Consider the following 23,370-nt stretch of genomic DNA (forward strand, 5'->3'; position numbering starts at 1 on the left):
AACAATACATCCGATACGGACGCAACAAGCTCAACAGGGCCAAGTTCTTCAACGACCGGAGATAACTCCTCCACTAGCGGCAGTGACGCTACGAACTCATCGGACACAGATGCCTCCTCCAGCGCTGGCCCAAGCACTTCAACAACGGGGGACAACTCATCGACCACGAGAAGTACCTCCACGAACTCCTCTGACACCGACTCTACGGCAACAACAGGCGATAATGCTACCACGAATACGAGCAACGCAGACAATTCTTCCACTAACAATAATTCGAGCCACGCCGGCAGCGCATTGGATTCAAAAAGCTGTGCTACGAATGAATCCGATAATGAAAGCACCTCAAATAATACGTTTGATTACCATAGTGCATTAATGAGTACAGCCAACGGGTTGGCGAGTTCAGCCAATAATTCTGCCAATACGGTCTCCAACGGAAACAGCTTCACAGTGGGCAATAGTACGCTTATTAACTTTAGCGATAATACGTTGCTGATCAGTGTGTTGCTCCTCCTGTCGAAAAATTGCTGCTGCCATCCGGTCAGCTCAAATATTAAAGACGGGTGCAATTGTGGTGGCGGGAAAGGGTTATCCGGTTTGGAAGGGCTTGTTACGAAGTTTTTGGAAGAGGAACGCGAAAAAAAACAAATGATGTTTGAGCTATTAAAACAAAACAATTCCATCAACTAGGAGGTGCACTTCTGTGAGTCTAGTTAACAGTTCAAAATCACAATTCTCTTTTATCAAGAAAGAAAATCAAGACGACTTGGCCATTACGATTAACAACTCTTCGAAAGAAGCGCGTATTCTTTCTTTGGCTGTAAGAGATGCCGACACAGGAAACAGGCTGCCCGCAACAATAAATGGAGAGTATCTAGCAGATGAGATGCAAATTCCCCCGGAAACTCTGCGAGTTCTGCTCATTGATGTTTCTCACGCAAAACGTCAGGTAGTTGTTGAGTTCACACGAAACTCCTCCGGAAGCGGTATGTCGATTAGACAAAAAAACAGTTCAATGAATGGCAAGGTTGTAGATTTTATTGAATTGCTTTTAAAATAACAATCGTGATCAGACTTTTTCATTCGCTCGTGCGTCTTGTTATCGTGAAGGTTAGAACAAACACAGATAACTAGACCATAACGAATGAGGAGTGACGTGAAATGAGAAAAAATCCTTTTAACATGTTGAAAATGAGTGTGCTCGGATGTGCGGTGCTGGTTGGCGTAAGCGGTGCTGTACTGACCGCAGGGTCAGCTTCAGCAGAAACAGTGACGGCTGTTCCTATCAGCGCGAAGGTGACACCGATTGCCATCCAAGCCGCAGCGGTTCAAATGAAAGAGGTTGCGCTCACCTCCAAGACGGAAAACTTGAAGACGAATGTCAAAGTTCCTCAGCTTACCGGGATGCTGGATGCGAAATATGAGGAGCAGTTGAACGATATTCTTTTGTCCCATGCGAATGAAGATTTGGCGAACTGGGAGAAAGAGGCGGATGAAGCTGCAGCTGATGCCAAAACCAAAGGATTTACGTATCGTCCTTATGAACTTACGATAATTTACAAGTTGAAGTTGGATGGAACGGGTTTCCCGGCCGGGCTCGTCTCCCTGGAAATAACTACGTACGGAGCCACTGGGGGAACTGGCATGCCGCGTGTTGATACCTACAATGTGTTAAACCGTGAAGAAGCCCAGCGGGTTACCTTGCAGGATGTGCTTGGCGACAGTTACAAAGAAACCGTAGATGCTGGAGTTCGAGCGGCTATGGATGAGCATCCGGAGAACTATTTTAAGGACGATTTCAAGGGCATTGGAGAATCACAAGGCTTTTATGTGGAAAATGGCGAAGCGGTCGTCGTATTCCCGAAATATGCGATCGCACCGGGCGTGATGGGTTCACCGGAATTCCGGTTTCCACTGGCTGCGGATTTGAACATTCCGGTTAAAACGGAGCCGGCTCCCAAAGTTGCGATGGATTTGGCTTCTGGTGACCAAATAACGAGTGCAGAAGGCGTAAGCTTGGTGCCTTTCCGTAAGGTAGCAGAAGGTCTTGGTTATGAAGTAACTTGGAACCAAGCTACTTATGCGGCTGAAGTTCACAAGGGAGCGCAATGGACGAGTGTGACCGTGGGCAAAGACAGCTATTTTTATGCGAAAATGGCACCTGTGTCCTTGGGCGCAGCCCCGGTCATTCAGAATGATATCTTGTATGTGCCGCTCAAATTCGTGTCAGACATCCTGAAAGCTGAAGTGAAAACAGGAGATGCCGGCGTTTTACACATTGAACAGTAACTCCCTCATAAGCTTATAACCACGAAGCCTCTAGTCCGCCCAAATAAATGGGTGAGCTGGAGGCTTTTCTATATCACATATTTGAAAGCGTTTGCGTATACTATATTATCTCGTAAAAGATCTCCTTTTACGTTGCCAAAACTTGTAGGAGGTGGAAGATGACCATGTATTTGAAAAATGGATTGTCGGCGTGCATGGGACTCTGGTTTCTGGTCAGCCCCTGGGTGTTTGGATTTGAGGCTCAAACGAATGCGTTTTTTGTCTGTGTGCTGCTTGGAAGCGTGCAATTCGTGGGATCGCTGCTCGCTTTAGGCAAGTCAGGAAAGCGGGTCTGGCAGAACTGGCTGTGCCTGTTGATTGGTGCCATTTTTATTCTCTTTCCGAATGTGTTCTACGTAGAGTTGATGGCCTATTTCTTATTTGTCGTGCTTGGTTTCTTGACCATTCTCATCAATTACGCGAATTTGTATGCCGACGAGCAATGATCAATTATACTGATGTTAAGTACCAACTTTCTATAGGAGGAAACACATAGATATGCTCCGTTCATTAGAACTGATACACAACTATCGAGCAGGGGACACCGCAGCAGCTTCTGAGCATAAATGGCTATCCTACATGGTTTCGGCGGAAGAGCGCATCGTGAACTTCGAGCGGATTCAGTCGATCCAGGAGCTGGCTCAGGCGAACCCTGTTCTTGATTATGTCCAGCGGACCTTGCTAAGGTTGGACGAGCTTGCTTTGTCTTTTTGGAAGAAGGAAGTGTTGGAAGAAGTATTGATCTGGTCTGAGGTCTCTAAAGGAGGTACTCTGAGGGATCGCTTCACGTGGCAGAATCAAGGCATACATCTCTATGTACATAATCAAGGCTCCGCCCAACTGTACAAGCTTCATGCTGGGAATTCAAGTGATAAATCGGCTGTGATACATACGTTAATCTATACGCACGGGCTCATTGGACAGACGATTCGAGGGGAAGTCCCCCTGCGGGAACACGCTCCGTTAACCCAATTAGTGGAAGATCGCTTGCTATCGGCAGATGAGTTAAGGGATTTGCTTCTGGCGCTGAACGAGTGCATCATTGCGGCGGTTTCGGAAGAGCTTTGGCTTTCGGTCAGCAGTCAAGTAAGGTCGTTGATTGAGAAGATTTTATTAGGAGCATTGAAACCAGAGATTTCTTTGAAAGACAGGTTGGCTAAATTACGCGGCAACTCTATCCGAAAAGGTGAAAATTTCGAGCGGGACTATCAACGGATTTTGGATGAAGCGCCTGATCTGCTAAATGGTTTAGGGGCTTTTTTGGAAGCGACAACCTTATGGTATGTAGAAGCGGCTTTTCAGGATTTTACATTAAGGCAGATGGTTCGTGTATTTCTGATAATCCAAGAGGCCTGCCGTGAAGGGGATTCGGTCCGCCATATCAGCTTTGAGCCCTTCATGAATATTTTGTATTACGATTACAAAGGCAGTAAGAAAGTCAACGTCTACAAGAAACGGATGATCGAAAAATATGTGGATGAGATGACGTGGGAAGAAATAGCCGAAGGAAAACTGGCGTGGAGCAACGGCCACTTGAAGCACCTCATTGAGCGGAAATCTCAACTTGCGGATACCGTGTTTTTTACATGCCAATTTTCCCCTGCTGCAGAGAAGTTGATTGAATTCTGCGTAGAGGCCGAGAAGTCCCCGTTATATGAAAAGGCTGTGCTGTTGCTATTCGATCTGTTTGAATTGCGGAGAGATGCCTACGACCGTTTTCACAATGAAGAAGATTATTTGACCACAATGAATCAGACGGCCGATTATAAGAAGTTGATGCTGGACTACGTTGTTGGGAAGCGTGTTGTCGATATCGGTCCGGGCGGTGGTGTCATGCTCGATCTGATTGAACAGTATTTGCCGGACAAGCATCCCATTGGGATTGATATTTCCTCAAACGTGATCGAGGCGCTGGAGCGCAAGAAGCAGCTGGAAGGTCATCAATGGACTGTTCTGAAAGGGGATGCGCTTGATCTGAAGCAGTATGTGGAACAAGGAACCATTGATACGGTCATCTTTTCTTCCATCCTCCACGAGCTCTACTCCTATATCCCTTATGAGGGGCGAAAATTCAACCATGCGACCATTGCTGCGGCACTGCGCAGCGCTTATGATGTTCTCTCGCCTGGCGGGAGAATCGTGATTCGCGATGGGATTATGACGGAGCCTGTCGAGCAAAAGCGAACAATTCACTTTTTGCAGAACGGGGATATGACGCATCTCGAACGGTATGCAAAGGATTTTGCCGGACGAGAGATCAAGTATGAGGTTGTTGAGGCGGATAAAGTGGTTATGCCCGTGAATGATGCGATGGAGTTCCTCTATACCTATACATGGGGCGAGGAAGCGTATGTACATGAAGTGCAGGAACAATTCGGTTACTTTACACCGAGTGAATACACAGCTTTTATCCATCGTACGCTGGGACCTGAGGCCAAAATTATTGAGAACAGGCATTTCCTGCAGGAAGGATACACGGAAGCGCTGAAGGGCAAAGTAAAACTGCTGGATGAAAGTGGAACCGCGGTTGCGCTGCCGGACAGCACTTGTTTAATAGTCATCGAAAAATAGGCTGCTGCGATTTGTCATTCTGGAAAAAAACTATTGCACGCGCCTTTTTAATATGTCATAATGAGAATATCAAAACGATAATATGATTAATCGCATCCAAGCAGGTGATCGCCATGAACGCAGAAAATGAAAGCAATTATCAAGCCAGCAAATATCGCACGCCAGACGGTGCGCCTGCCGACATCGTGATCTTCACCATCACTTCCGAAGGCAAGGAGTCTACGAAGAAGTCGCTCCCGCATAGAGAGCTGCAAGTGCTGCTCATTCAAAGAAAGCAGTGGCCATTCGAAGGACAATGGGCGCTGCCAGGCGGATTCTCGTCCGAAAACGAAACGATTCAGGAGAGCGCGCGGCGCGAGCTGACGGAAGAAACGGGAGTTTCCGATGTCCACCTTGCCTATTTCAACGTGTACAGCACGCCGAAACGCGATCCTCGGGGGTGGATCATCTCCCACGCGTTTTTCGCGTTAGTGCATGAGCGCTTTCTGGAGAAGCGCCAAGCAGCTGATGATGCCGCAGATGTCCGGCTGTTTCCTGTGGAGGAAGCACTCGCGATGGATCTTGCGTTTGACCACGAAATGATCGTACGTGATGCGCTTGCCCAAATTCAGACGAAGATGCTTACGACAACGATTGCCAAAGAGTTTTTGTCCGAGGAATTCACCATCAGCGAATTGTATCAAGTGATTCAGACAGTCGTCCCGACCTTCAACGAACGAAATTTTATCCGTAAAATTACTTCTACACAGAGCCGCAAAGGGATTATTGAAGAGGTTCTGGACCACAACGGACAAGGCAAAATGTCAAATCGCTATTCCCAACGTGCGGCTCAGCTCTACCGTTTCACTGATTATGTGCCTCAGCTGTCCATTTACAGCTAGGCCTCTCTTTTACCCTTTGATATTGTCTTATTAATACTATCAAATATACTAAATCAAGGAGTTGGTTAAGATGAAAGCATTGATTATTATTGACTATACGGTCGATTTTGTTGACGGGAAGCTTCCATGCGGGGATCCTGGTATTGCCATAGAAACACGGATCTCCGAGATCACGGAGGCATTCGTAGAACAGCAGGATTTCGTCGTTATGGCGGTGGATCTGCATGATGAACAGGACCCGTATCATCCGGAGACGAAGCTGTTCCCGCCGCACAATATTCGAGGCACAGCGGGCCGCGATTTATACGGCCGGTTGAATACCGTGTATGAGCAGCATAAAAACGATATTTATTGGATGGATAAAACGAGATACAGCGCCTTCTGCGGTACGGATTTGGAGCTGAAGCTCAGAGCCAGGGGCATTCAGGAGCTTCATCTGATTGGCGTCTGCACAGATATTTGCGTGCTGCACACTGCGGTGGATGCTTACAATAAAGGCTTTGACATCGTGGTCCATGAGGACGCGGTTGCCAGCTTTAACGGCCAAGGCCATGAATGGGCTTTGCAGCATTTTGAGGGCACACTTGGGGCTAAAGTTGTTCGCGGTTGGTAGTATGAAACAGCAGCATTAACTGGAATGCTAGGATTATCCAATATGATGAAGGAGATGTCCCCAATGCCACATACGACACAAGCTGAAATTCAAACCATATTGCATGTAGAAAGCGAAATTAACCCGGAGAACGAAATTCAACGCCGTATCCAGTTTCTTAAAGAATATCTTCGCTACACAGGAGCCAAAGGGTACGTGCTGGGCATGTCCGGAGGCCAAGACTCCACATTAGCAGGCAAACTGGCTCAAATGGCGATCGATGAAATGAATGCGGAAAGCGGCAAGGATGCTTATCAGTTTATGGCGGTTAGATTGCCCTATGGCATTCAAAAAGATGAAGAAGACGCGCAGGCAGCCATTCAGTTCATAGCGGCTAGCCGAGTTGTCACGGTCAATATTCAACCAGCCGTCGATGCATCGGTGAAGCAATTTGCGGAAGCGACAGGTGAAACGCTGAGTGATTTTCATAAAGGGAACGTTAAGGCTCGCGAGCGTATGAAGGTGCAGTATGATTTAGCTGCGCATTATGGGCTTTTGGTGCTAGGGACGGATCATGCCGCTGAGGCTATTACGGGTTTTTATACGAAACATGGGGATGGCGCCTGCGATGTAGCTCCGATCTATGGGCTAGATAAACGGCAAGGCAAGGAACTGCTCAAGCGGTTGGGATGCCCGGAGCATTTGTATTTGAAGAAGCCTACGGCTGATTTGGAGGATTTGAAGCCCGGTCTTCCGGATGAAGATGCCCTTGGTGTTAGCTATGTGCAATTGGATCACTATCTGGAGGGCCGCCCCGTTCCTGCCGATATTGTTCAGAAAATTGAGGAACGTTATGCGATTACGGAACATAAACGCAGAGGACCGGTAACCTGCTACGATACTTGGTGGAGAGGATGATTTGATATGAACTACGAAATGAATTATGAAAATTTGACGCTTCACACAGATAAATATCAAATCAATATGATGTACGCGCATTGGTTGAAAGGCACGTATCAAGAGAAAGCCGTTTTCGAGGTGTATTTCCGCAAGTTGCCGTTTGACGGCGGATACGCTGTTTTTGCCGGCTTGGAGCGGCTGGTTCACTATATCAAGCACCTGCGTTTCGGGGATGACGAAATTGCTTATCTGCGGGAGCAGGAAGAGCATTACCGCGAAGACTTTCTTGAAGCGCTGCGCGCGTTCAAGTTCAGCGGCGATCTGCAATGCGTACCGGAAGGTACGCTCGTTTTCCCGAACGTGCCGCTTGTGCGCGTAGTCGCCAGCATCTTTGAGGCGCAGTTTGTCGAGACGGCGATTCTCAACTTCGTGAACTACCAGACGCTCATCGCGACGAAAGCTTCGCGGATCAAACAGGTCGTTCCGAACGAGGTGCTGCTTGAGTTCGGGACGAGGCGCGCCCAGGAGGCTGACGCCGCGATCTGGGGCGCAAGAGCCGCTTACATCGCGGGCTTCCACGCGACGTCGAACTTGCGGGCCGGGATGCTGTTCGGCATCCCGACCAAGGGCACCCACGCGCACGCATGGGTGCAGGCCTTCGACACGGAAGAGGAAGCTTTCCGTGTGTATGCTGAGGCGCTGCCGGAGCAAGTGACGCTGCTCGTAGACACGTACGACACGCTGCGCAGCGGCGTGCCGAACGCGATTAAGATCGCGCGCATGCTGCAGCAGCAAGGCAAGCGCATGAACGCCATTCGCCTCGACAGCGGCGATTTGGCGTATTTATCCCAGCAGGCGAGGCTTATGCTGGATGAGGCGGGCTTTCCCGAGGTGGCGATCGTCGCCTCGAACGATCTCGATGAGAATATCATCGAGGGGCTGAAGGCCCAAGGGGCCAAAATCGATGTCTGGGGCGTAGGCACCCAGCTCATCACCGCTGCCGATCAGCCCGCGCTCGGCGGGGTTTACAAGCTTGTTGCCCTGGAGAAAAACGGCTCGTTCGAGCCGGTTATCAAAATCTCGGGCAACCCCGAGAAAGTATCCAATCCCGGCTTCAAGGAAGCCTACCGGATTATCAACAAAAAAACCGGTAAAGCGGAAGCCGATTACCTGGCTATGGAGCACGAGGTCGATATTCAGCGCGGCGAGCGAGTGAAGTTGTTCGATCCCACGCATACGTATATCTACAAGTATATCGAGGACTACGAAGCGGTTCCGCTGCTTAAGCCGATTTTTACGGGAGGCGAGCTTGTCTATGAACTGCCTACGTTGGATGAGATTCGGGCGTATCATAAGGAGCAAATCCGCACGTTTTGGCCGCAATATTTACGTAAACTTAACCCGGAAGGCTATCGTGTGAACTTAAGCACGGAGCTATGGGAGCTGAAAATGAATTTGATCCATGCCCATACGATTATGTGATTGGATACTCCGAGTGGTATGATAGGGATTGTGCGTACTCTTTCAAGAGCCGTCATATCCTATGAACTGATGGAGGGATTATCCAATGTCGACGCAAGCATTTACTCAAGGAGTTCAACTCAATAATGGCGTGCATATGCCATGGCTGGGACTAGGTGTTTGGAAAAGCAAAGAAGGCCAGGAAGTCATTAGCGCTGTAAAAACGGCCCTTCAACTGGGCTACCGAAGTATTGATACGGCCGCAATCTATCAGAATGAAGAAGGTGTCGGTCAGGGGCTGCGTGAAAGCGGTGTGCCGCGCGACGAGATTTTCGTCACCACCAAAGTGTGGAACTCGGATCAGGGCTATGAGTCCACCCTGCAGGCCTTTGAAGCAAGCCGCAAACGGCTCGGGCTCGAAACGATCGACCTGTATTTAGTTCATTGGGCTAAACCGGCGACGTATCGGGAAACTTGGAAAGCCCTTGTTCATTTGTACAAAGAAGGCCATGTGCGCGCGATTGGCGTTAGCAATTTTCAAATTCATCATCTGCAGCATGTGATTGAAGATACAGGTGTCGTGCCTGCTGTGAACCAAGTCGAATACCACCCGCAGCTGGCGCAAAAAGAACTGCTCGCCTTCACTCGCGAGAATAACATTCAGCTGGAAGCTTGGAGTCCGCTGATGCAGGGGAATCTCGATCATCCGGTACTCACGCAGCTCGCGGCCAAGCATGGGAAATCAGCGGCACAAATTGTGCTGCGTTGGGACATACAGAACGGTGTCGTCACGATTCCGAAATCGGTGACAGCGCATCGGATTCGCGAGAATGCGAATATCTTTGATTTTGAGCTGAGCGCTGAGGATATGGCTCTTGTAGATTCGTTGAACCAGAACAAACGAATCGGGCCTGATCCGGACAACGTGCCGTTCTAAAAATGGAATTCCCGCGGTTTGTTGGCGGGAGTTCTTTTTTTCGGCCGCCCTCTCGGCTCGAGGGGAACTACAGGGTGTTATTTGCCTGCGAAACAGCTCTTTGGCGGCTGGATGGGAACTGTGGTCCCTTATTTGTCCGATTTTATGACGAGATACGGGTATTGGCCAGAAATAAGTCCCTGTAGTTCCGCTTCAGCAGCATCAATGGGTTCATTTCAGATTTTGCCGAAATAGCGGATCCTAGTTCCCCCTTCCCTATACTTGCTGTTCATTTTTACATCCATGTTCAGGGACTTGTCCCTCCGCTCGCTTACTTCCGCAGCGTAATCATCTGATACACCTCGCGATGATCGCCGGGCAGCACGTAGTCCGCAACCTTGAGCTGCGAAGAACCGTCGCCATCCAGGAAAAGGCCGTCCACGAGCTGACCGTTCCCCACCTGCTCCAGTATGGCTGTGCGGAACTGTTCACCCGTGCATGGTGTAGGAGCTACGACCAGGTACACGTTATTGTTCCGGTCGTACACGATACCTGAGCGCATGCGCTTCTCGTCAATGACCGGCATCTCTTCCGAAACCGCTTGGGCCGCCCAACCGTCTGGGTTCGTCAGTCCCATGCTCACACCGCCCTGCGCCCAGTACTGGCTGCGATCCATGACTTTCAGTTCATTGGCGTTTTCGACCACTTGAATCGTGAAAGTTTGCGCCTTTTCATCCCAGACCAACGTTCCTCGTTTACGGTCGATATTAAACCAGCCGGAGCCATAATCGCCGGGCTGCCCTTTGACCGGGAGGTCGTTAATGACGGCAATGCTTAGCAGATAACCCTGCCAGAAGAAACCGCCGTTGATCCCATTGTCGCTCAGGTCCGTTATATTTGCAGTGATCGCTTTGAGTCCTATATTTTGCGGCGGAGTTCGAATCGTGTGGAGGGTAACGCCATTGCTTGCCTGATCGACGCGATACTCGGAAATAGGGAGGTTCGGCGGTCGGACATGTCCATGAGTCCCCCAGACGATGGTCCATATGAAACTAGTTATCATAATCAGGAGATAGATAAGTAGGGAGGCTGCTTTATTTTTGGCGAGACGGATCGTATACATAAGGCAACTCCTATCATTTCAATCATTTCATTTCTATCAGTCTATGAAACTCAGAACTAAATTATGCTAAGCCGCACGAAAAAAGCCCATCCGTAAAGTGAACGAATCACTCTAGCGAATAGGCTTTTCTTGTATGTAGCAATCCTGATTAAAAAATTGGAATTCTCGCTTTATTTCCATCCTTTGCGTATAAAATGGCTTCGGAGCTAAATAAGTCTACATGCTCTAAAGTATGACCAAGATTCGTCGTTGTGAATTTGTTATAACGAAGAGCGTTGATTAGAGAGGGAATTAGTTTGTGGTCCGTGCCGATAAAGTTCACAGAAATTGGTCTCTTGTTAAATAAAATATTCATTCTCACTTTCAACTCATCTCCTGACATGAAAATTATTATCAATTAACTGAGTTTTAAGCGTAACATCCCTTGAATAGGATGTCCGTCGATTACCGTTGTCGGAATAGCACTATTTTTGTCGGTTGGAAAATAGCTCTTGATCGTTTGTTTTTGCGTATTAGCAATGGTTCGCTTGAACATGATACAATTAATAAATGTCACAGCAAAATCAGAAGGAGGTTGAACATCATCGTGTCAAATCCGGATGAGAAGAAAATTCACACCTATCAAGACTGGCTAACATGGGACGGAACATGGGAGTTAATTGATGGCAAAGCTTACAATATGTCACCAGCTCGAACTTCTTTGCATCAATTCATTGTAGGAGAACTCCATTTCGCTTTGCGGACATTCTTTCAGAATCGGAGTTGCTTTGTGTTCGTCGCTCCATTTGATGTTTTTTTAGCGAAAGTGAAGCGTATGACTCGGCCGACCATGTTACACAGCCCGATCTGACCGTTGTTTGTTCAAAAGAACAAATTTCAAAAAAAGGCTGCAATGGTGCTCCAGCTCTTATCATTGAAGTGCTTTCCCCTTCTACGGCATTAAAAGACTTTAATGAGAAGTTCAATTTATATCAAAAGTACGGGGTACAGGAGTATTGGATTGTTGATCCTGGCAACCGAACAGCTCACGTCTATTATCTGCAGGATGGTAGTTACCAGGTACGGCATCTGTATACGGAGCAGGAAGCAATCCAGTCCATTACATTTAAAGATTTACAGATACCTATGAACAGGCTGTTCAGTATAGAATAGAACTTAAATTCAAAAACCTCCATAGCCACAAGGCTTGGAGGTTTTATTTTCCGCTCAACTCTACAGAAATCTGCGATGATGCTTCTTACCGTCAAAAGAGAACAAAACCGGCTTCTCTTCCACAACCGTATGCATATGGATGGACTTACCCCAGAGCTTGTAAATATAGGGAAGCGTCCGTTCCACGTATTTGAGATCCAGCTCGACGCCTTCGTAACAATGCTTCAAATACAGCTCGCCATTGCGCTGGTAGTCGCCATCTTCCACGACAATATACGGGAACCCTCCGTTGACACGCGATGCGAATAGTTGATCCCGCGTATTCTCCCATGTTTTGTCCGTGATTTTCCACTCAGGGCCCTTTTTCTCAAAAATGTATAAATCCAGTTCCTCCACTAACGGTTTGTTCAAATAGTTTCGGATAAAGGAGGTGTCGGATTCGTACTCGCGCACCTCGAACATTTTGTTCCGGCCTTCGCCTTTTTTACGGCCTTGCGTCCGTATTTCCTCTTCGGTCGGATTATCCCAGTGCTTTTCGATGTCCTCGAAAATTTTTACGCCCAAATAATACGGGTTCAGCGTATGACGGGAGGGAACAACGACAGACGAATTGAGTTTGGAGTATTCAATCGTCTCTTCTTCGGTCAAATCAAGCTCGCGCAAAATGCGTTGATGCCAGTAAGAAGCCCAGCCTTCGTTCATGATTTTGGTCTCCAACTGTGGCCAGAAGTACAGCATTTCATCGCGCAGCATGGTCAATATGTCCCGCTGCCAATTCTCCATATAGGGCGCATTCTCTTCAATAAAGAGCAGGATATCCTTCTCAGGCTTTGGCGGGAAGCGCTTGACTTCCTCTTTATCCGTTGAAGGAGCGGGTTTACTTTTAGCATCCAAACTCCATAAATCCTCATAACCATAAGTCGCTTCCGACTTCGCAGCGGGGGTTGAGGCTTTGTTGGTTTCTTGGCGATCGCGCGCCTGCCTGTAAGAAAGGGTGAGCACAGGATCAATATGTTCTTGAATGGCGAGTACCGCGTCAATGAATTGCTCGACTTCGTCAATACCGTACTCGATTTCATATTGTCGGATACGCTCGGCCGTGGCGGACATGCTTTCGACCATGTTGCGGTTCGTTTTGGAGAAGCGGACGTTATTTTTGAAAAAATCACAGTGCGCCAGCACGTGAGCGACGATGAGCTTATTTTGAATGAGCGAGTTGCCATCCAGTAGAAAAGCATAGCAGGGGTCGGAGTTGATAACCAACTCGTAGATTTTACTTAACCCCAAATCATATTGCGTCTTCATGCGGTGAAAATTTTTCCCAAAGCTCCAATGGCTATAACGGGTTGGCATCCCATAGGCCCCAAACGTATAAATAATTTCGGCGGGACATATTTCGTACCTCATGGGATAGAAGTCGAGCCCAAACCCTTTGGCAATCTCCGTTATCTCATCAATGGCGTATTCAAGCTGCTGAATTTCGGATTTACTCACGGAACAGCCACTCCCTCCTGCTTGGTAAAAAAGGTTTTCAACGCTTTGTAAACTTCGCCTTTTTCGCGGATGACATAATGCAGAAATTTAGGATCATGAATGTGGCGAAAAGCGGACATCAGCGTAGAGCTGCGGTTATATTGGTTGACCTCTCCGTAACCAAACATGTTGCAGCGCTCCATTAATTGGGAGATGAGCTTCACACATCGTTCGTTATCCGACGTTAAATTATCTCCATCAGAGAAATGGAACGGATAAATATTAAACTGAGAAGGCGGGTACCTTTTATCAATAATATCAATGGCGGTTTGGTAGGCGGAGGAGCAGATCGTACCGCCGCTTTCTCCTTTTGTGAAAAATTCCTCTTCCGTAACCTCTTTGGCTTCCGTATGGTGAGCAATGAACACAATTTCCACATTCTCGTATTTGGTACGCAGAAACCGCGTCATCCAGAAGAAGAAGCTGCGTGCAATATATTTCTCAAAGGACCCCATGGAGCCTGACGTATCCATCATGGCGATGATGAGGGCATTCGAGTGCGGCTTCTCGACCTCATCCCACGTTTTGAAACGAAGGTCATCGGGGCTTATATGGTGAATACCCGGCGAATTCGAGCGAGAATTCCGGCGCAAATTTTCAATGATGGTGCGCTTTTTATCGATGTTGGACATAATGCCTTTTTTGCGGATATCATTGAAAATCACTTCTGTGGTCGTCATGTTGCGCTTCTCTTTTTTCTGCAAATTCGGCAGCTCCAGCTCAGAGAACAACATCGCTTGAAGCTCCTCCATGCTCACTTCGGCCTCATAATAATCTTCACCGGCCTGATCGCCCGCGCCTTCGCCTTTCCCAGGTCCTTGAGCTGGCTGAGGGTCGGTTCCAAGCACATCACCCACTTGCGAGTCGCCGTCTCCCTGTCCGACATGTTTCCCTTTGTTAAAGTTATACCGAAAACGGTACTCATCCAGACTCTTAATAGGTACCTTCACAACCTGCTTCCCGTTGGACATTACAATGCTTTCATCTGTAACCAAATCAGGGAGGTTCTGTTTAATGGCATCTTTGACCTTCTCTTGGTGTCGGGTTTGATCTTGGTACCCTTTACGGTGCAATGACCAATCCTCACGCGAAACGGTAAATAGGGGTTCTGTCATGTTGACACCTCCTTGGGGGTGATCTTCCTAGGCAAGTAGCTCCTTACCCTTATCGTATGGCATGCACAAAGCAATGATTTAGATGTGAAAAAAAGCTTGTTACTAAATATATTCAAGAGCGTGGGGGATATGTGATGATTCAAAAGATTACCTGAACACACTTTGTCAGGTTTAAATAGACAAATTAACAATGATAATCATTATCATCTGTGCTATAATGTTTTTCATGAGTAAGATGAAGCTGATTTCATCTTGATTGGGGTACCTATCGGAAGGGGAATATGTTCATGCGTTCAACTGCAGCATCAACCGATGCTCCACGTCCTAAGCTGCGAAGCCGACCGCTTGTAGCTTCATTTATTATTTTCGGAGGGTTGGCTGCTTTACTGCTCGGTCTTGCTGTGTCTGTATCGGTAGGAGCGGCTGATATCAAGCTGTCTACCGTTTGGGAAGCCGTATTTCGGTTCAACCCGGAATTAACCCAGCATCAAATCATTAAGGAGTTGAGACTGCCTAGGGCGTTGGCCGGAGCGCTGGTTGGTATTGGATTTGCTGTTTCTGGCGCAATTATGCAAGGAATGACACGGAATCCCCTTGCTGATCCGGGTTTGCTCGGGATTAATGCTGGAGCAGGCTTTGTGCTTGCGCTTTGTTTTGCTTTTTTCCCGGGGCTGCCCTTTCATTATTTGATTTTGTTCTCCTTTGCCGGAGCTGCTATCGGTGCTGGGCTTGTTTATGGCGTAAGCTCCATGGCAAAAGGAGGTTTATCCCCCGTACGGCTTGCTTTGGCCGGCGCAGCGGTGAGTGCTTTGCTTTTAGCGCTTAGCGAAGGGATTGCGATTTATTTTCACATTTCGCAGGACTTGGCGTTCTGGTATGCGGGCGGCGTAGCCGGAACGAAATGGCTGCAAATCAAAATTGTCTGGCCATGGATTCTCGGCGGCATCATCGGAGCGCTTATAATATCCAGATCGATTACGGTGCTAAGTCTTGGTGATGAAATTGCTGCAGGACTAGGGCAGCGGACGGGCTGGGTGAAAGCGGCCGGCATGCTGCTGCCTCTTGTACTCGCAGGAACATCGGTATCGGCCGTTGGTTCTATTGGCTTCGTGGGGCTGGTTATCCCGCATATGGCAAGGGCATTAGTCGGCGTCGATTATCGCTGGATTATTCCCTGCTCGGGCATACTTGGCGCGCTGCTGATGGTGATCGCCGATATTGGCGCAAGGATGATTAACCCGCCATTTGAGACCCCGATCGGCGCTTTGATCGCGCTGATTGGCGTGCCGTTTTTCCTCTATTTGGCCCGTAAGGAAAGGAGAGAACTGTAATGGCCTCTCTGGTAGAAATTACAACACGCAAGCGATCAGTCAAAGCCTATACCGTGTTAACTATTTTGCTTGTGGCGATCGTGCTTGTTTTTATTATCAGTATGAATACAGGATTCATTCGCTTGTCTCCGATGGACGTGCTTCGCGCGTTGTTCGGCCAAGGAACGGATAAACAGGAACTGATTCTTTTCGAATTTCGCCTGCCTCGCATTATTATTTCGGTGCTGGTCGGTGCAGGACTTGCCTTATCGGGTGCTATTCTGCAGGGGCTCTCGCGCAATCCGCTGGCAGATCCAGGGATTCTCGGCATTAACGCCGGCGCGGGGCTTGCGGTTGTGCTGTTTATTTCGTTTTTCCCTGTTAAACAGGCGGCTCCCGTCTACATGATGCCGCTTCTCGCCATGCTTGGGGCTGGAGCTGCAGCAGCATTGATTTATGTTTTGGCCTATAAAAAAGGTATTGGCATTTCACCCACGAGGCTCGTTCTGGTAGGTATTGCGGTCGCAGCTGGATTCCATGCAGCGATGCTAGTGCTTACAATCAAAATGAATCCTCAAAACTACCAGTTTGTTGCCATTTGGTTGGCAGGCAGCATCTGGGGAACGAATTGGAAGTTTGTGATGGCTCTGCTGCCATGGCTTATTATTTTTATCCCTTATGTCCTATATAAAGCGCAAACCTTGAACGTGCTTCATTTGGGAGATCAGTTGGCAAGTGGGCTAGGGACGTCTGTCGAAAAGGAACGGCTTGGCCTGCTTGCATCGGCCGTTGCTCTTGCAGGAGCTTGCGTTGCTGTTGGCGGCGGCATTGGTTTTGTAGGCTTAATTGGTCCTCATCTTGCCAAACAATTGGTTGGCCCCAAGCATCAATATTTGCTTCCGGCTTCCATGTTAACGGGAGGTCTCCTGCTGATTGTGGCAGATACGCTGGCTCGCTGGATTCTACAGCCAAGTGAAATTCCAACCGGCATTGTCGTAGCTGTCATCGGCGCTCCTTATTTTTTATTTTTGCTTGCGAAATCCAAAGCTTAAAAAAAGCTTATTTTGAGAGGAGACATCCCCATGACTCGTTTGTATACACAGCAAGTAGACATTGCTTACGACGATCGTTTGATTGTCAGCAACTTGAATTTATCGATACCTGATGCCAAAATCACAGCACTTGTTGGCGCCAATGGCTCAGGCAAGTCCACGATTTTAAAATCACTTGCGCGTATTATGAAAATAAAAGGCGGCCAGGTGTACCTCGACGGGAAATCGATCCACCAACGGACGACGAAGGAAGTCGCACGGGAACTGGCGATTTTGCCGCAGAACCCAACTGCGCCTGAGGGCTTGACGGTGAGCGAATTGGTTTCCTACGGAAGATTTCCGCATCAGAAAGGCTTCGGCTCTATGACGAAGGAGGATAAGGAGACAATCAGCTGGGCAATCGAAGTTACCGGTATGCTGCCATTTGCCGATCGGCCGGTGGATCAGCTGTCCGGCGGTCAGCGTCAGCGGGCGTGGATTGCCATGGCATTGGCGCAGCAGACCGACATCCTTTTCCTGGATGAGCCGACGACGTTCCTGGATATGGCGCATCAGCTTGAGGTACTGAAGCTGCTTCAAAAGCTGAATAAGGAAGAAGGAAGGACCATCATCATGGTCGTTCATGACCTGAACCATGCGACTCATTATGCGCATCACATGGTCGCGATTATGCAGGGCAAGGTCGTAAGCGAAGGGACGCCGGAGGAGGTAGTGACGCAGCCGGTGCTTCGCGAAGTTTTCGGCATTGAGGCGGATATCGTGAAGGATCCGCGCACGGGTGTGCCGCTTTGTATACCTTATGATCTGGTAGGTACAGAGAAAAAGGAAAAAACGGAGCCAGAATTAGCTAGAGCCACGGTAGCGGCTGGCGAATCTCGTTAAAAAGCAGAAGGAGGCCAGATCATGGGTTCATCTTTACAACATGTTCTTGCGGAGCAGTTCGGGGTTACTACGGAGTCGCATCCACAGTCGTTATTTACGATAGCAGGCAGCCGCCTCTCTACAGTGGACGGTATGCGGGAGTTAATTAGCGCTTACTCGCCGCTTATGAAGGCGCTAGAGCCTGCGGCGGCTTGTGTGTATTTTATAAGCAGGCTTAGTGTTTTGAATATGGCTGTGCATGGCATGATGTTGAAGGATGAGTTGATCGATTTGGATCCGGAGCTTTGGACGCTGCAAATCTACATGCACAAACAAGGATATGCAGAGTTCCGCTATGTGCTTGATGATATTCGGCAGCTGGAAGGACCGCGAGAGGGAGAGCGCAGCGCATGGCGCAAAGAGCACTTAAGCCACTGGTATGGCACTCACATTCGACCCATTGTAGAAGCGGCTTCCTTGGCTGCCGAAATGGATATCACACATTTGTGGAAGTTGTTTCCGACACGGATGCGTTATATGTTCGACCGTTTAAAAGAGCAGGCCGGTTCCGAGCAGGAGCAGCTGCGCATCGAGGATGAATGGACGTTTGTTTCGCGGGAGCTAAACGGCCAAGTTTTCGGACGTGCGGGAAATCCGCTGAACGTTAAGTTTATCTACCTGGATTACCCGAGCGCTCCCGGTGAACCGGATACTCAGGTGCGGATGAAGTCGGGCTGTTGCATGTTTTACTGCACGGAAGGTGGCTATTATTGCTACACATGTCCTCGGCTGAAACCGAGTGAACGCGAAGAGCGCAAGCTGCAGATCAGGGAGAAGCTGGCTCAGGAAGCTGCGTCTAAGGCGGCTGCGAAATAACATTGCGAATAGGAGGTTATCTGATTTAGTCAGAAGAAATGACTGAATCAGATGGCCTTTTTTGTTTGTTCGCAGTTACCCGCGCGGAAAATAAGGGAACCTGCGGCCGTAATCTTGGCAAAATCAGCCGTTTCCGCATGCTTGCGGAACTACAGGGCTTTATTTGCCCATCAATCTCTGTTTTCTCTGCGAAACTGGAGAAATAGCGGCCGCTAGTTCCCTACAGCTCCGAAATGGCCACTTTTCGGCGAAATAGAGGTCTGTAGAGGCGTTATTTGTAAGTAGTAGGCGGCAGGCTGGGAACCCAAAAGTGGTAGGAACTCCATCTAAATCGCCTGTGATTAGCCGAAATCTGCTGAATTTGCAGAGAGTAGCGGGAGAAAATGCAGTTAATTGGATTAAAGTACATGGTTTTGCGGGAAGTAGCTGGAGTAATCGGCGTTAGTTGCAAGTACTCCACCTACTCCCTACTCCACCTACTCACTGCCGAGGGGACGACCAGATGCGCCACAGTTAATACACAAAACAAAAGGCCACCCGCAAGTAGAGTATCTACTTTAGGCAGCCTTAAGCTTACTTTTTCAACGCCTGATCTATGAATTTGCTCTCAAGGACCTGTGACGTGTCGAGCTTCTTATTAATAGCGCCGACGGATTGCAGGAAGTCAGCCTGCTCCTGATGCGCTTTGGCGAACTCCGGTGTGATCGAAGAGAGGATCGGGAAAGTGTTTTTCAAAACATCGACAACGATGGCTTTGTCCAGCTTCTGGGATTTGGACAGTTCATCTGCGATTTCATCCTGATGGTCGACGTAATACTTGCGTGCTTCTTCGTAAGTTTTGAGGAAAAGCACGGTCAGATCCGGATGCTCCTGTGTAAATTTGGTGCGGGCTATCAGGAAGGAAGGCGCGTTGATATTGAGCTTTTCACCAGTGACCAAAATCGTTGCTCCCGTTTGGTACACGGCTGTAGTCGCATAAGGCTCCCAAATGGACCACGCGTCGATGGCGCCGCTGTCGAGAGCAGGTCTTGCTTCATCCGGTTGAAGCTGAATAACTTTGACGTCATCGCCCTTTAACCCGGCCTTATCGATGGCCATGTACAGGAAGTTATAGGCGCTGCTGCCTTTGGCTACGGCGACTTTTTTGCCTTTCAGATCTTTTAGTTCCTTGATGGGACTATTTTTCGGCACGATAATCATGTTGCCTTTTTTGCCGTCGCTTGTCACAGCGATGCCCTTAAAATCAACCCCGCCAACTTGCCCCGAAATGAGGGGAGTTCCGCCGGTGGCGCCAAAATCGAGCCTGCCTGCCGCAATCGCCTCGAAGTGCGGAGGTCCACTGGCGAATTCGTTCCATTTGACTTCAGCGCCGGCAGCCTGGAATGCTTTTTCGAAGTATCCCTTCTCACGAGCGAAGTTCAGGACGCCTGTTTTACCTTGGATACCAATGTTTACAACGACCTTCTCTTTCGAAGCAGCCGCGGGAGTAGCTGCCGCACTGCTGCTTTGCGCAGCGGAGGTTCCGCTTGGAGCGGCAGTTCCGCCGTTTGTCGGAGCGCCCGCCGTTTTGGCACCGCATGCGGACAAAAGTACTAACGTAACAATGGTCAGGAAGGATAAGCTTTTATTATAAAATGATTTCTGTTTCATACAGACATGACCCCTCTCGTGGTAACTCTATAATTTAGTGAACAGATGTGGCCGAGCGCTGAGCAAAGCGATTCGCAGGCTCAGCCAAACCAAGATGATCACGCAGCGTAGTTCCCGTATACTCGGTGCGGAATAAGCCGCGCCGCTGCAATTGGGGAATAACCAGATCGACGAATTCATCCAGTCCGCCGGGCAAATAAGGCGGCATAATGTTGAAGCCGTCGCAGGCTTTACTCACGAACCATTCTTCCAATTGGTCCGCTATTTGGACCGGCGTCCCAGCGATGGTTCGATGTCCGCGGGCCCCGGTCACCCGGTGGATGAGCTGGCGAATCGTAAGCTGCTCTCTTCGCGCCATATCCAGCAGCAGCTGGTAGCGGCTTTTGCCGCCATTAATCTCGGTCGCATCCGGCAGTTCAGGCAGCGGTCCGTCCAGCGGATAGCCGGAAAGATCGACCCGCAGGATGTTCTGCACCATCCCCAGCCCGACGGCTGGGAGGACAAGATCCTGAAATTCGGCTTCCTTCGCTTTCGCTTCTTCTTCTGTCGCGCCGATGAAGGGGAGGACGCCAGGCAATATTTTCAGCTCATCCGGCGAACGTCCATAAGCGGGAAGCTGCCCTTTAAGGGAAGCATAGAAGCTTTGCGCTTCTTCCAGCGTCTGCCAAGCTGTGAACACGACCTCCGCCGTCTGGGCAGCAAAGGCTTGACCCGTCGCGGAAGAACCGGCCTGCACGACAACGGGACGTCCCTGCACTGAACGGTGAACGTTCAAGGGACCGCGCACGGAAAAATGTTCGCCGACATGATTGATCTCATGAACTTTATCCGGATCGGCGAATTGGCCGGTTGCTTTATCGATAACGAGCGCGCCTTCTTCCCAGCTATCCCAGAGAGCTGTTACTACGTCAACGAATTCCTTGGCTCGCTCGTAACGGAGGGAGTGATCCAAATGATGGTCGCGCCCGAAGTTCTTGGCGGTATTTTCCATGCTGGTTGTGACGGCATTCCAGCCTGCCCGCCCGCCGCTTAAATGATCGAGGGAGGCGAATTTACGCGCCACATGAAAGGGCTCGCTGTAGGTCGTCGATACGGCTCCGACCAGTCCGATCTTCTTGGTGACCGAAGCCAGTGCGGATAGCAGGGTCAAGGGTTCCGCCCGGACCGGCAGCGTATACTGGACAGCTCGGTTCAGCGGCTCCGGCAGCACGGGGATGTCTTCGATAAAAACGAGATCGAATTTCCCTCGCTCCGCTGTTTGGGCAAATCGCTTGTAGAAATCAAGCTTCAATAGCCCGCCTGTATCTGTCAAAGGATAACGCCAAGCCGCGATATGATGCCCAACGCCAAATATAAAAGCCCCCAGATGAAGCTGTCTTTGCCCATGGTTAGTTCCCATTGATACATTCCCCCAATTCTAGAATGCTTACGTATCACTTATCATTTATTACTTAATATCCACTTGCAGATTCAGCCTTCTGAAAACGGCTTTGCGGCTTAGACAACCCTAGATGATCGCGCAAGGTTGTTCCTTCATATTCGGTACGGAATAGCCCTCTTCGCTGAAGCTCAGGAATGACGAGGTCCACGAACTCTTCCAAACCTCCCGGCAAATAAGGCGGCATGATATTAAAGCCGTCGCAAGCGCCACCCTTGAACCATTCTTCCAGCTGATCGGCGATTTGGACCGGTGTGCCATAAATGGTACGGTGACCGCGAGCGCCTGTCACCCGGTACATCAATTGGCGGATCGTCAAGCCTTCCCGGCGCGCTATATCGGAGACGAGCTGGAAGCGGCTTTTGCCGCCATTCACTTGCTGCAGCTCCGGCAGATCAGGGAGCGGGCCATCCAGCGGATAGCCGGTCAAATCGACATTCAGCGATGCAGAGAGCATCGATAACCCGACGGCAGGCAGCACTTGAGATTGGAGCAGCGCTTCTTTCTCACGCGCCTCTTCTTCGGTTGCTCCGATAACCGGGAAAATGCCCGGCATGATGAGGATGTCGTCCGGCGATCTGCCGTAAGTGACAGCCAGCTCCTTGACGCTGCGGTAAAAGAGCTGCGCCTCTTCCAGCGTTTGCCAAGCGGTGAAAACGACCTCCGCCGTCTCGGCAGCAAGGTGTTTCCCTGTCTCCGATGCTCCCGCTTGAATCACAACGGGTCTGCCTTGCGGTGAGCGCGGCAAATTCAATGGGCCGCGTACAGCGAAAAACTCGCCGCGATGATTCAACTCATGCACTTTGTTGGGATCAGCGAAAATGCCATTTTCTTTGTCTGCCACAATAGCGTCATCTTCCCAGCTATCCCAGAGGGAGGTGACGACATCAACGAATTCGCGTGCTCGTTCATATCTTTTATCATGGGCGAGGTGACGGTCTTGGCTGAAATTATGAGCCTCTTCATCGCGGCCAGAGGTCACGACATTCCACGCTGCGCGCCCTCCGCTCAAATGATCCAAGCAGGAGAATTCACGCGCCAAATTGTACGGTTCATGATACGAAGTAGATACAGTAGCCGCTAATCCGATATGTTCCGTAACGCCTGCCAAATAGGAAAGCAGCGTGATAGGTTCAGGCCGAACGGTTACGGTATGCTTGATGTTCGTTTTAAATCGATCCACGACCGCAAGTGTGTCTGCGAGGAAAATCATATCGAATTTGCCGCGCTCCGCTGTTTGGGCAAAATGCTCGTAAAACGCATGCTGCAAAATGCCTTGGGCATCTGTATCCGGATAACGCCAAGACGCCACGTGGTGACCCACTTGAAATAGAAATGCTCCTAAACGCAGTTGTCTCTGCTCAGGTGTACTCATTTTTCATCCCTCCCGAATAATGTCCTTACATATAAGCGCCCCGAGTATGCAAAAAGGCTCTCACAAGCTAGCCGCTGATGTGCGTTGCTTGGAGAGCCTTTGGTGGACCAATGGGCTGTATGGGTTATTGATTAGTTATGCTAGCATATTAATTCCGATAAAACAAGTGGGTTATATAAGAATTATAGGATTGACTTCCATTTTTTGTAGTGATATGATCCCCTTATATCCAAGTT

General features: G+C 49.2%; 23 protein-coding genes. 16 read left to right on the plus strand and 7 right to left on the minus strand.

Annotated elements, in window-relative coordinates; translation table 11 throughout:
- Positions 1 to 341, minus strand: a 341-nt coding sequence (locus PCH02S_RS36260) for a hypothetical protein (RefSeq protein ID WP_218033182.1), incomplete at its 3' end; no start/stop codon positions are given.
- 34 nt (positions 342 to 375) lie between these two features.
- Between PCH02S_RS36260 and PCH02S_RS36265 the strand changes: the two genes are divergently transcribed.
- The 10 genes from PCH02S_RS36265 (at position 376) to PCH02S_RS24395 (ending at position 9,670) form a co-directional block, all read left to right on the plus strand.
- Entirely contained in the window at positions 376 to 690 is a 315-nt protein-coding gene (locus PCH02S_RS36265) for a hypothetical protein (protein WP_218033183.1), read from the plus strand.
- 13 nt (positions 691 to 703) lie between these two features.
- Positions 704 to 1,060 (plus strand): hypothetical protein, encoded by a 357-nt coding sequence (locus tag PCH02S_RS24355; protein ID WP_127456704.1) that lies wholly within the window; start codon positions 704 to 706, stop codon positions 1,058 to 1,060.
- Positions 1,061 to 1,161: 101 nt separating this feature from the next.
- Complete coding sequence (locus tag PCH02S_RS24360) at positions 1,162 to 2,289, plus strand: stalk domain-containing protein (protein ID WP_127456705.1); 1,128 nt, start codon at positions 1,162 to 1,164, stop codon at positions 2,287 to 2,289.
- Positions 2,290 to 2,447: 158 nt separating this feature from the next.
- A complete protein-coding gene (locus PCH02S_RS24365) occupies positions 2,448 to 2,774 on the plus strand; it encodes an SPW repeat domain-containing protein (protein WP_127456706.1) in 327 nt (108 codons plus the stop codon).
- A 52-nt stretch (positions 2,775 to 2,826) separates the two neighbouring features.
- Positions 2,827 to 4,899: a class I SAM-dependent methyltransferase gene (locus PCH02S_RS24370; protein ID WP_127456707.1), complete on the plus strand. Its 2,073-nt coding sequence runs from the start codon at positions 2,827 to 2,829 to the stop codon at positions 4,897 to 4,899.
- 113 nt (positions 4,900 to 5,012) lie between these two features.
- Positions 5,013 to 5,780, plus strand: coding sequence for an NUDIX domain-containing protein (locus tag PCH02S_RS24375; protein ID WP_174806820.1), 768 nt, complete (start codon positions 5,013 to 5,015; stop codon positions 5,778 to 5,780).
- 70 nt (positions 5,781 to 5,850) lie between these two features.
- On the plus strand, positions 5,851 to 6,393 hold the full coding sequence (locus PCH02S_RS24380; RefSeq protein WP_127456708.1) for a cysteine hydrolase family protein: 543 nt from the start codon (positions 5,851 to 5,853) through the stop codon (positions 6,391 to 6,393).
- Between the two features lie 63 nt (positions 6,394 to 6,456).
- Entirely contained in the window at positions 6,457 to 7,290 is an 834-nt protein-coding gene (gene nadE, locus PCH02S_RS24385; protein ID WP_246069236.1) for an ammonia-dependent NAD(+) synthetase, read from the plus strand.
- A gap of 18 nt (positions 7,291 to 7,308) precedes the next feature.
- Complete coding sequence (locus PCH02S_RS24390; protein WP_127456769.1) at positions 7,309 to 8,754, plus strand: nicotinate phosphoribosyltransferase; 1,446 nt, start codon at positions 7,309 to 7,311, stop codon at positions 8,752 to 8,754.
- Positions 8,755 to 8,839: 85 nt separating this feature from the next.
- A complete protein-coding gene (locus PCH02S_RS24395) occupies positions 8,840 to 9,670 on the plus strand; it encodes an aldo/keto reductase (RefSeq protein ID WP_127456709.1) in 831 nt (276 codons plus the stop codon).
- A gap of 310 nt (positions 9,671 to 9,980) precedes the next feature.
- On the opposite strand, the gene PCH02S_RS24400 is transcribed toward PCH02S_RS24395, so the two are convergent.
- The gene (locus PCH02S_RS24400; protein WP_246069237.1) at positions 9,981 to 10,772 is read right to left on the minus strand and encodes a hypothetical protein; all 792 of its coding nucleotides are present in this window, start codon (positions 10,770 to 10,772) and stop codon (positions 9,981 to 9,983) included.
- 586 nt (positions 10,773 to 11,358) lie between these two features.
- Here PCH02S_RS24400 and PCH02S_RS36880 point away from each other — a divergent pair.
- Positions 11,359 to 11,622 (plus strand): Uma2 family endonuclease, encoded by a 264-nt coding sequence (locus PCH02S_RS36880; RefSeq protein ID WP_307719949.1) that lies wholly within the window; start codon positions 11,359 to 11,361, stop codon positions 11,620 to 11,622.
- Positions 11,623 to 11,645: 23 nt separating this feature from the next.
- A complete protein-coding gene (locus PCH02S_RS36885; protein WP_307719950.1) occupies positions 11,646 to 11,924 on the plus strand; it encodes a Uma2 family endonuclease in 279 nt (92 codons plus the stop codon).
- A 60-nt stretch (positions 11,925 to 11,984) separates the two neighbouring features.
- Here the strand turns inward: PCH02S_RS36885 and PCH02S_RS24410 are convergent, their stop codons facing one another.
- Positions 11,985 to 13,418 carry a SpoVR family protein gene (locus tag PCH02S_RS24410; protein ID WP_127456710.1) on the minus strand — a complete coding sequence of 478 codons (1,434 nt, stop codon included), beginning with the start codon at positions 13,416 to 13,418 and terminating at the stop codon, positions 11,985 to 11,987.
- On the minus strand, positions 13,415 to 14,572 hold the full coding sequence (yhbH, locus tag PCH02S_RS24415) for a sporulation protein YhbH (RefSeq protein ID WP_127456711.1): 1,158 nt from the start codon (positions 14,570 to 14,572) through the stop codon (positions 13,415 to 13,417). The genes PCH02S_RS24410 and yhbH overlap by 4 nt, the downstream gene beginning before the upstream one ends.
- A 287-nt stretch (positions 14,573 to 14,859) precedes the next feature.
- Here yhbH and PCH02S_RS24420 point away from each other — a divergent pair, with 287 nt between their 5' ends.
- From PCH02S_RS24420 to PCH02S_RS24435, 4 genes are read left to right on the plus strand one after another with little or no spacing between them, the layout of a single operon-like run.
- Positions 14,860 to 15,903, plus strand: coding sequence for a FecCD family ABC transporter permease (locus tag PCH02S_RS24420; RefSeq protein WP_246069238.1), 1,044 nt, complete (start codon positions 14,860 to 14,862; stop codon positions 15,901 to 15,903).
- Positions 15,903 to 16,934 (plus strand): FecCD family ABC transporter permease, encoded by a 1,032-nt coding sequence (locus PCH02S_RS24425; protein ID WP_127456713.1) that lies wholly within the window; start codon positions 15,903 to 15,905, stop codon positions 16,932 to 16,934. The genes PCH02S_RS24420 and PCH02S_RS24425 overlap by 1 nt, the downstream gene beginning before the upstream one ends.
- Before the next feature lie 30 nt (positions 16,935 to 16,964).
- Complete coding sequence (locus PCH02S_RS24430) at positions 16,965 to 17,816, plus strand: ABC transporter ATP-binding protein (RefSeq protein ID WP_127456714.1); 852 nt, start codon at positions 16,965 to 16,967, stop codon at positions 17,814 to 17,816.
- 21 nt (positions 17,817 to 17,837) lie between these two features.
- The gene (locus PCH02S_RS24435) at positions 17,838 to 18,671 is read left to right on the plus strand and encodes a (2Fe-2S)-binding protein (RefSeq protein ID WP_127456715.1); all 834 of its coding nucleotides are present in this window, start codon (positions 17,838 to 17,840) and stop codon (positions 18,669 to 18,671) included.
- A 573-nt stretch (positions 18,672 to 19,244) separates the two neighbouring features.
- Here PCH02S_RS24435 and PCH02S_RS24440 read toward each other — a convergent pair.
- From PCH02S_RS24440 to PCH02S_RS24450, 3 genes are read right to left on the minus strand one after another with little or no spacing between them, the layout of a single operon-like run.
- Positions 19,245 to 20,321, minus strand: coding sequence for an aliphatic sulfonate ABC transporter substrate-binding protein (locus PCH02S_RS24440; protein ID WP_127456716.1), 1,077 nt, complete (start codon positions 20,319 to 20,321; stop codon positions 19,245 to 19,247).
- 34 nt (positions 20,322 to 20,355) lie between these two features.
- Positions 20,356 to 21,720 carry an LLM class flavin-dependent oxidoreductase gene (locus PCH02S_RS24445; RefSeq protein WP_127456717.1) on the minus strand — a complete coding sequence of 455 codons (1,365 nt, stop codon included), beginning with the start codon at positions 21,718 to 21,720 and terminating at the stop codon, positions 20,356 to 20,358.
- A gap of 52 nt (positions 21,721 to 21,772) precedes the next feature.
- Positions 21,773 to 23,134, minus strand: a complete 1,362-nt coding sequence (locus tag PCH02S_RS24450; protein ID WP_127456718.1) for an LLM class flavin-dependent oxidoreductase — start codon at positions 23,132 to 23,134, stop codon at positions 21,773 to 21,775.
- Positions 23,135 to 23,370: the final 236 nt, after the last annotated feature.

The sequence above is a fragment of the Paenibacillus chondroitinus NBRC 15376 genome, assembly GCF_004000765.1.
GTDB classification, from domain to species: domain Bacteria; phylum Bacillota; class Bacilli; order Paenibacillales; family NBRC-103111; genus Paenibacillus_E; species Paenibacillus_E chondroitinus.